Source organism: Bacillus sp. AFS023182 (assembly GCF_002560575.1).
Lineage (GTDB): Bacteria > Bacillota > Bacilli > Bacillales > Bacillaceae_G > Bacillus_A > Bacillus_A arachidis.
On record NZ_NTRO01000168.1, the window covers coordinates 1 to 8,233 of the forward strand.

Consider the following 8,233-nt stretch of genomic DNA (forward strand, 5'->3'; position numbering starts at 1 on the left):
TTTTTTTGCACCAGAACCGTGACACTTTCTCCAGCTATTAGAAAGCCAGTTGTATCCTACATAGGAAATAAAGTATCATTACATAAGAATTTAATGATTTTAAAACAATCCAGTACATTTAATTATATAACTCCGCTAGTTTTTATAATAAGGATTAATAAATATTCAATTTAGAAAAATCAGTAGTTTACATAAATATATAAGTGTCCATATTTGTATTGGTTAGGACAGAAACAATATAAAATTCTTCAAAAAGAACATAATTTAATTGAACAGGATGAATGGATTAATAGAAGTATAGGAGAACTACTGAAAATAGCACCATATGTAATTCCACCTACAAGAGAACTAGTGTGTTCTATTGTTGAGGGAAACATAAGAAAGTTTTTTCAAGGGAATCAAAAAGAATTTTGCTTAGTAACAGGCATACATCCCTGCTAATAGGTATTTTTATTTGCTGTTTTGTGGAATTCACGGTCAGCTTATGGGTTAATAATTAACTTACGGCCAACTTATGCTTCCTTTTCCTCGAATAATCAACTAAATCTCCTCAAAAACATGTGATTTCCGGCAAAGTTATGTTTCCTTTAGCGGCACCTTTATGGGCAAAGTCATAAAAATACCCATTTAAATCAAAATTTTATTGCTATACCTGTTATCTTTGAGAAAAATAAAATATTTTAAATAAAAATAAAAGTGACCTTTTTTTGCTTGTATACAGTCTAATCTATGTAGAGAATACAAAAAAGGAAGTGAAAGCATGATAATTGAGCAAGATGTTCTAGCGGCAAAGAGTGGGGATAAAGAAGCTTTTATCCGGCTTATTAAAAGTATAGAACATAGTTTATTTCAAACGGCCAAAACAATTTTGAAGCACGATGAAGATACTGCTGACGCCTTACAAGAAACGATTTTGAAAGCATATCAATCGATAAACAAATTAAAACATGTGGAGTATTTTAAAACATGGATATTTAGAATTTTAATTAATGAATGCAATACGATGATTGCGAAACGTTCTAAAACAGTACCTATGGAGTATATAGAAAAACCTGTTTCTATTTCTCATCATGATCAACAGATTGAGATGCAAGATGCCATTGAGAAATTACCTATGAAACAGCGAATGGTTATTGTCTTGCATTATTTTCAAGATATGACGTTAAAACAAGTTGCAGATACATTGGATCTTTCTGAAAGTGCAGTTAAAAAACGATTACAACAGGCAAAAGTAGAACTTCTACATCAATTTAATGTAAATGAAAAGGAGAAGATGCAGTATGAATCCATTTGAAATCGATAAAACGATTCAAAAAGAAAAAGAGAACATGTATGAAATGTCTTCACATGTACGGCAAAAATTAGACCAAACCTATCAAATGATTCAAGATATGCCTTTGCAGAAAACGAAAAATAGATTTGTATTTTTCCAAAACAAAGGAATTGCGGTAGCTACAGTAAGTACATTACTAGGAATGGGGACATTTTGTTCGGGATTTGTTTCTCCAACTATGGCAGAAGGAATCAAAAAAGTTCCGATTGTAGGTGAAATATTTCAAGCCTTGGAACATGATCTTGGATTGCAACAAGCAAGCAAAAAAGGCTGGATAAACGCTGTTCAAAGTGAAAGTTCTTTTCAAAATCTCAAATTACATGTGAGTGAATCTATATTTGATGGAACACGCGCAGCGATGGTTGTTAATGTTGAAGGGTTGAATATACAAGATGGGCAAGTTGTGATAGGAAATAAAAAGAAGAAGCTCACAAACACAATTGAAAGTATGCAAGTAGAAGTGAATGAAAAACCGTTCATACAAGGTGCTTCTTATGAGATGGCAGGGAAACAACATCCAAATTCATTTATTGTACAGTTAGCAGGTGCTGACGAGAGACAAACAATGAATCCAGAAGAATATACGAAATTACCAAATGAATTTCAAGCAAAGCTAAAAATACAATTTGAAGGTATGGATCATGTATTTGAACTGAATGTACCGGTACAAAAAAACGTTGCAGATGTTATACGAATGAAAACACAGGTACAAAGAGAAAAAGGTGATATGACATTCTCTGTATCCAAGCTTACCGCAACACCTGTTACAACCCATGTAGTCGCTTCTTTTACAGTAAAAGATTTGCATTTTGATACGAAAAAACCAATACGAGTAGCGGCATACGATGAAAATGGTACACAATTAGAACAGTTAAATTCTACTGGAGAACTAAACAAAGATTCTTACACATTAGATATCAACTACATTTCAAATGGTTCAATTCCAAAAAAAATTGTTTTAAAACCGTATATAGATAAAGACGACTCTCGTAAAGCAAATGAAAATGAGTGGATAGAAGGGTTACCAATAGAGATATATGTGGGGAACAAACAGTGGGATAGGGGGTGAAATGAAAATTAACCACGTTTCATTTGCTCATAGTTGCGTTTATCACTGTATTTATCCTATATGTGAGAAATACCTTTATGCTTTTTAGTGTGTAAGGTAAGGGTATTTTCACCCTTATTCATATAGATAGAAAGGAGAAAAATATGTCAATTACGTTTGAAGTTCCATCCTGGCATGTCCTCATACCGGTATTTCTGATTGGTTCTATACTCTTATGTACTTCAAAGAGAAAATTCACATATTCGCAATATGCTTTACTTGTGACTTTTCTCATATATGTCATGAGTATGATTCATTTCACACTCTTTCCTTTAGAGATTAATATTGGTAAATACGCGAATCAAGCACCTTGGTATAGCTCCGTTAACCCAATACCTATTTTCACGTTAGATATCAAAACGTTTTTATTAAATATAATTATGTTTCTTCCATTAGGAGCATACTTGCCATTTCTCAAAAACAAATATCATTCTGTGAAAGACATAGCAAGAATTGGGTTTTTCATGAGTGGTATCATTGAAATCATACAATTATGTTTACGAATTTTTGTAGGAAATGGAAGAAGTATGGATGTCAATGATTTAATTGCGAATACATTAGGATGTATTGTTGGATACCTAGTCATTCAGAAGGTATTTCAAATAAATCGTCTTAGAACATGGTTGCAACATTTTATTGTATATATATAATCAAGTCAGCTAGACTGGTAAAAATTAAAATAATTTTATGGTTATCCTTATAAAGGGGTCACCATACATTACCATCAACTTAAGATTTTGAAATGTACCCAAAACGAAATTTTTTCTCGCTACATTTATTTATGATAATTAAGCTCACTTTTTTCGTTTTGGGGTGGATTTGTTTTCTTAAGTTGATGGATGTGGGGTAGCACCACATCGCTATCAAGCTAACAAGAAAATATCCCCCCTAAAATAAAAAAGGCGTTATTCTTTCTGAGAAATCATAGGAAAGGATAACGCCTTTATATCAATATGACGGTATCCTATATGAAAAATTAACATCGTTCCAAATGTATATATTGTATATATTGTACACATTGTGTATAATGTGTTCATAAGCATTTAAGAGGCAAGGAGTTGAATCATGAAAATCTTACTATCTAATAAGTCTAAGTCGCCTATTTATCAACAAATCATTGATCAGATTATATTACAAATATCAAATGAAACATTGAAAGTAGATGATTCGTTACCTTCTATGCGTTCATTAGCAAGAGACTTGAAGGTAAGTGTTATTACTTCAAAAAGAGCGTACGAAGAACTTGAAAAAGCGGGTTACATCTACTCTATAGTAGGGAAAGGCTCGTTTGTTGCAAAACAAACAAAGAAACAACGTGCGGATGAACCAAGTGATCCAATACGTGAAAAGTTCAGTACAATCGTTCGAGAGAGTAAGGCTAATCATTTATTAAGGGATGAGTTAATACAAATTATTAATCGTATTTATGAGGAGGAATAAATATGGAAAACATTGTAGAAGTGAAAAATGTTTCAAAAACATATAAGGGATTTTCTTTAAAAAATGCATCGTTCAACATCAAAAAGGGGTTTGTAACGGGATTTATTGGTGCAAATGGTGCTGGGAAAAGTACGACAATTAAACTTATTATGGATCTTATTAGCAAGGATAGCGGGGATATCACAGTTTTTGGTAAAAATCATCAAAAGGACCAAGTTTCTATTAAAGAGCGTATAGGATTCGTATACGATGACAATATCTATTATGAAGATATGACAATCCATCAACTGAAAAAATTCATTGCTCCAGCATATAAGAAATGGGATGAGAATCAGTTCCAATCCTACTTAAAGCGCTTTGAGTTACCGACTAACATAAAGATGAAAGAGATGTCTACAGGAATGAAAATGAAGACTTCCCTAGCGTTTGCACTTTCACACCATGCCGAATTTATACTTATGGATGAACCGACATCTGGACTCGATCCTGTATTTCGAAGAGAACTTTTAGACATCCTTTATGATTTAATGGTTGATCAAGATAAAACAATTTTTTTCTCCACACATATTACCACTGACTTAGATCGTATTGCTGATTATATTGTATTTATTCATAATGGTGAGATTGTGTTTGAAAAAGATATACATAGTATTTCTGAAGAATATGCAACTGTAAAAGGGGATAAATCCTTGCTTACGCCTAAAATCAGAGAACAATTAATCGGGATTCGTGAAACAAACGTGGGATTTGAAGCACTCACAAGTAACGCCAGCCATTCACGTACACAATTAGGGAATGATGTATTAATTGAAGAAGCGACATTAGAAGATATTATGTACTATACAAAAAAGGGGAACGTTCAATATGTATAATTTAATATTAAAGGATTTTCGATTGCAAAAATTAATGATCTTACTCTACCTACTTGGTATATGCTTTTTTATAGGGACGTTTGGAAGTTTTGGGTTTATAGTTGTTTTGGTGGCTGGTTCTTATATGATCAATCTACATTATTACGACGAAAAGAATAATAGTCATAAATTTATTAATAGCCTGCCTTATAGTAGAAATAAAATTATTATGTCAAAATATATTGGTACAGTGTTGTTCACGATTCTAGTAGTCCTATTCTCATTATTGATACAAGCAGTAATTCAAGTTGCATCCCCGACTTATGGAGTTGAAATTGAAAATCCACAGACAATTGTGGTTAGTGTTCTTACTGTCATGTTGTTTACGTCTATCTACTTACCATTTTTCTATCGCTTCACCAATAAATATTTGATGGCTGCTGTCAGCATTATTTTCCCTGTATGTGTTGTTTTATGGAGACCAATTGAGGCATATGTAAATATTACTGACCTTGTATATAGCGTTACCACACAATTTACTATTAATCAACTAATTGCACTTGCTTCAATCGTTACCATGCTTATATTTATCGGTTCTTACTTCTTAACGGTGAGAATTTATAAACGTACTGATTTTTAAAAATTATTTTTACTCGAAATATAGAATACCTAACAAATAACTGTTGTACAGTTTTTTTCTTAAACGCTTTGGTGCTACTCAATTACTATTAAACTAATAAAACAAAGCTCTCCCCTCAAATGAAAAAATGCGCTATTCTTTCTATAGAATCATAGGAAAGGATGGCGTATTTTTTCATTTGAGGGTGGCATTTCTTTTTAATTGCTTACACTCCATTAATTCACCAAGACTTTTCTCTTAAATCCATTCTTTTCCGTGTTCGCGGATGAATTGGAGTTCCTCTTGATAATGATCGTAATGTCCTTCGTCGATCATTTTTTGAAACGCCATATCGCCTTCTTTGGCCTTCCTTTGCATGGTTTTACATAATCCTTCTACTCGTAGCAATACCATTTCTAAAAAGCCTTTTTCTATTCCCTCCATGCCATAGGAATCAAAAAACAATTTAACCCTTTGTTTGATTCGCTCAGCATCCTTTAACGAATCATAATAAATGGCTTCGCCTGCTTCCGTATGATAAAGCCTACTTAAAGGAATGCAAGTGTAAAGCGTATAGACGATATCCCAAAGTCTTGGACCAGGAGCAGCCAAATCAAAATCAATCACACCTACTGGTTTTTCGCGATTAAAAATAATGTTATAGATGGCAAAATCATTATGGCACATCACCTCAAATAGCTGCGGAGTGTTATCAATGGGTTGCCAACGTTCTTCCATTGGAAAATCGCTCACCGCATCATGATAGAGACGAAGCATTTTTGCGATATCTTTTAAAGCCTCATCCGACCACATGTATTTTTTTAACGGATAATTGCCAGCTTCTCCTTCAATAAAAGATAAAATCTCTCTCCCTTTTTCATCGATACCCAGAAACTTTGGTACACCTTTTAAACCTTTGTTTTCAAGGTGCTTTAGCAATGTATGAATTTTAACACTATCAGTCTTTAATTCTCGACGAACCGTATCTCCCAAACGATATACACTGGAGACATTCCCTCCTGTTAGTGCTTCTTCTTTTTCGTACTGATTTCTCATTAAAATTCCCCCAATTTAGGGACTCTATGATTGTGTCAATAGAGATGTATTTTTGCCCATAAATAAAAGCAGATATACAAAGGTATCTGCTCGGCAATGGGAATTTAATTGTCCACACCATGTATCCCTTGAATGATTTAAGATAGACAAATAAACGCATCCTTAAGAACCAAGGACCGCCACTGTCTCTATCCAATTAAATAATCATCTCAAGATATTCCACATGTGTAATATAGATTCCCCTTTCTTTACATCTTTAAATTAAATATTACCAAAGATCACTAGAAAAATAAAGAAAATTTAAAATGGTTTTTCAATTATATTATCCCATGCCCATTAACTTAAGAAAAGTACAAAAAAATGAGCCCATTTCTCAAAATAACTAACTATAGAGAAATAAAATTTTCATTTAGGGGGTACTTCAAAGCCTTAACTTGATGGCGATGGGGTCCCACCCACATTTTAACGAAAATATACGCTAAGCAAATTTCGATATAAAATGATTTGAATTTTTACTCTAAGAAAACTTAGTTTCTGTTTTCCCTGTCATTTTAGACGTTATTTTGCATCAAGTTTAATTACCATTTTTAGTTTATAAGTAATATAAAAAGTTATCTTAAAATGATAGTTAATAAGTTAAAGTTAAGTGGTTTATAACCATAGTCATGTTATAACATTAAAGGGACTCATTGTTTTGAATAACATGTTTAACGAAAATTGGTATGCTATTGCCGTTTTTTTGTTTATTCAACTAAAGAACAGTTTAATTAAAGAAAACGGATCTATAATACGGAGGAAATCCAATACATTTATTGAAAATAAAGGAGCTGTTGAAATTGGACACTATTCAATTAATTAAAGATTTCATATTACCTTACTATGCTCAAAAAGATATAATGCACAATGTTGAACATATAAAAAGAATTTTAAATTTATCTCTAGAAATGGCTAAAATATATAAAAATAAAGTAGATGAGGATTTACTTAAATATGGCGCTTATTTTCACGGAGTAATATATGAAGAAGAGATAAGAATAAGTATTGAAGAATTTCTTAAGGGTATTGGGCTTAGTGGAGAAAAAATAAAACGAATTCTAGAAGTAGCAGACGGTTCTCAAAAGGATGGAAAACCAGAAAGCCTAGAGGCTAAAATTCTCCACGATGCACATCTACTTGAGGGTGGAGAGACATTTTTAATTGTTAAATCTTTAATCACTGGATCACTTAGGGGACAATCCTTACTGGAAACGATTGAATATCTGGAAACAAATATACTTAATAAACATCATTGTTACTTACCCGAAAATATTGAAAAATACAAGGAAAAAGAAAAGTTCGCTTTTGACTTTCTATACAAACTCAAAACACATATATAATTTTTAGTTTGTGAAATTTTGTACTTAAATTATGTGAGGGGTTTTATGGAATATTTGGACTCTAAATAAATAGAAATTTTTAATACAATAAAAATTTGCCATGTTTCTTTTGTTGTAAGTCTCAAAAACGATTGGTATTTGAGACAAATAAAATTTATCTTAAAATGTTGTAAAAATAGATTTAAATCCGTCTCAAAACTCATCTCTAAATCAAAGTCTCAATCCGAATTAGTACCAATGAGTTTTGAGAATTCCTTAGCGTATAAAAATGTTAAATCTTGATGAGGAGTAGTTGACGCATTTGAAACATGGTGGATGAACAAAGAAGGATGCTAATTAATTGTCCATATAAATGACATTCTAGTCGTTCTAATTTTACGGAATTACACTGATGAATACGAAAAAATGATTTCCATGTTTTAAAGATAAGTTGTCGGGTAAAAGACTGGC

At 32.2% G+C, this 8,233-nt stretch carries 9 protein-coding genes and 1 pseudogene; 8 read left to right on the forward strand and 2 right to left on the reverse strand.

Annotation, left to right across the window (positions count from 1 at the left end; genetic code table 11):
- The first annotated feature begins 213 nt into the window (after positions 1 to 213).
- The 7 genes from CN288_RS27940 (at position 214) to CN288_RS27970 (ending at position 5,372) form a co-directional block, all read left to right on the forward strand.
- Positions 214 to 441 carry a hypothetical protein gene (locus CN288_RS27940; protein WP_255260076.1) on the forward strand — a complete coding sequence of 76 codons (228 nt, stop codon included), beginning with the start codon at positions 214 to 216 and terminating at the stop codon, positions 439 to 441.
- A 319-nt stretch (positions 442 to 760) separates the two neighbouring features.
- Positions 761 to 1,294: a sigma-70 family RNA polymerase sigma factor gene (locus CN288_RS27945; protein ID WP_097795204.1), complete on the forward strand. Its 534-nt coding sequence runs from the start codon at positions 761 to 763 to the stop codon at positions 1,292 to 1,294.
- Entirely contained in the window at positions 1,281 to 2,402 is a 1,122-nt protein-coding gene (locus tag CN288_RS27950; protein ID WP_098303647.1) for a DUF4179 domain-containing protein, read from the forward strand. The genes CN288_RS27945 and CN288_RS27950 overlap by 14 nt, the downstream gene beginning before the upstream one ends.
- Before the next feature lie 143 nt (positions 2,403 to 2,545).
- On the forward strand, positions 2,546 to 3,091 hold the full coding sequence (locus CN288_RS27955; protein ID WP_090920556.1) for a VanZ family protein: 546 nt from the start codon (positions 2,546 to 2,548) through the stop codon (positions 3,089 to 3,091).
- Between the two features lie 415 nt (positions 3,092 to 3,506).
- Positions 3,507 to 3,881, forward strand: coding sequence for a GntR family transcriptional regulator (locus CN288_RS27960; protein WP_026593256.1), 375 nt, complete (start codon positions 3,507 to 3,509; stop codon positions 3,879 to 3,881).
- A gap of 2 nt (positions 3,882 to 3,883) precedes the next feature.
- Positions 3,884 to 4,753: an ABC transporter ATP-binding protein gene (locus tag CN288_RS27965; protein WP_090695577.1), complete on the forward strand. Its 870-nt coding sequence runs from the start codon at positions 3,884 to 3,886 to the stop codon at positions 4,751 to 4,753.
- Entirely contained in the window at positions 4,746 to 5,372 is a 627-nt protein-coding gene (locus CN288_RS27970; RefSeq protein ID WP_098303648.1) for an ABC-2 transporter permease, read from the forward strand. The genes CN288_RS27965 and CN288_RS27970 overlap by 8 nt, the downstream gene beginning before the upstream one ends.
- Positions 5,373 to 5,609: 237 nt before the next feature.
- On the opposite strand, the gene CN288_RS27975 is transcribed toward CN288_RS27970, so the two are convergent.
- Positions 5,610 to 6,407 (reverse strand): phosphotransferase, encoded by a 798-nt coding sequence (locus CN288_RS27975; RefSeq protein ID WP_098303649.1) that lies wholly within the window; start codon positions 6,405 to 6,407, stop codon positions 5,610 to 5,612.
- Between the two features lie 836 nt (positions 6,408 to 7,243).
- On the opposite strand from CN288_RS27975, the gene CN288_RS27980 reads away from it, so the two are divergent.
- The gene (locus tag CN288_RS27980; RefSeq protein WP_098303650.1) at positions 7,244 to 7,783 is read left to right on the forward strand and encodes a hypothetical protein; all 540 of its coding nucleotides are present in this window, start codon (positions 7,244 to 7,246) and stop codon (positions 7,781 to 7,783) included.
- 277 nt (positions 7,784 to 8,060) lie between these two features.
- On the opposite strand, the pseudogene CN288_RS27985 reads toward CN288_RS27980, so the two are convergent.
- Positions 8,061 to 8,233, reverse strand: a pseudogene (locus CN288_RS27985) (IS4 family transposase); the annotation flags it as partial.

Bases quoted from the DNA above. Each gene is read 5' to 3' on its own strand.
- CN288_RS27970 (WP_098303648.1), top strand. From the start codon at position 4,746: ATGTATAATTTAATATTAAAGGATTTTCGATTGCAAAAATTAATGATC.
- CN288_RS27950 (WP_098303647.1), top strand. From the start codon at position 1,281: ATGAATCCATTTGAAATCGATAAAACGATTCAAAAAGAAAAAGAGAAC.
- CN288_RS27945 (WP_097795204.1), top strand. From the start codon at position 761: ATGATAATTGAGCAAGATGTTCTAGCGGCAAAGAGTGGGGATAAAGAA.
- CN288_RS27965 (WP_090695577.1), top strand. From the start codon at position 3,884: ATGGAAAACATTGTAGAAGTGAAAAATGTTTCAAAAACATATAAGGGA.
- CN288_RS27960 (WP_026593256.1), top strand. From the start codon at position 3,507: ATGAAAATCTTACTATCTAATAAGTCTAAGTCGCCTATTTATCAACAA.
- CN288_RS27975 (WP_098303649.1), bottom strand. From the start codon at position 6,407: ATGAGAAATCAGTACGAAAAAGAAGAAGCACTAACAGGAGGGAATGTC.
- CN288_RS27955 (WP_090920556.1), top strand. From the start codon at position 2,546: ATGTCAATTACGTTTGAAGTTCCATCCTGGCATGTCCTCATACCGGTA.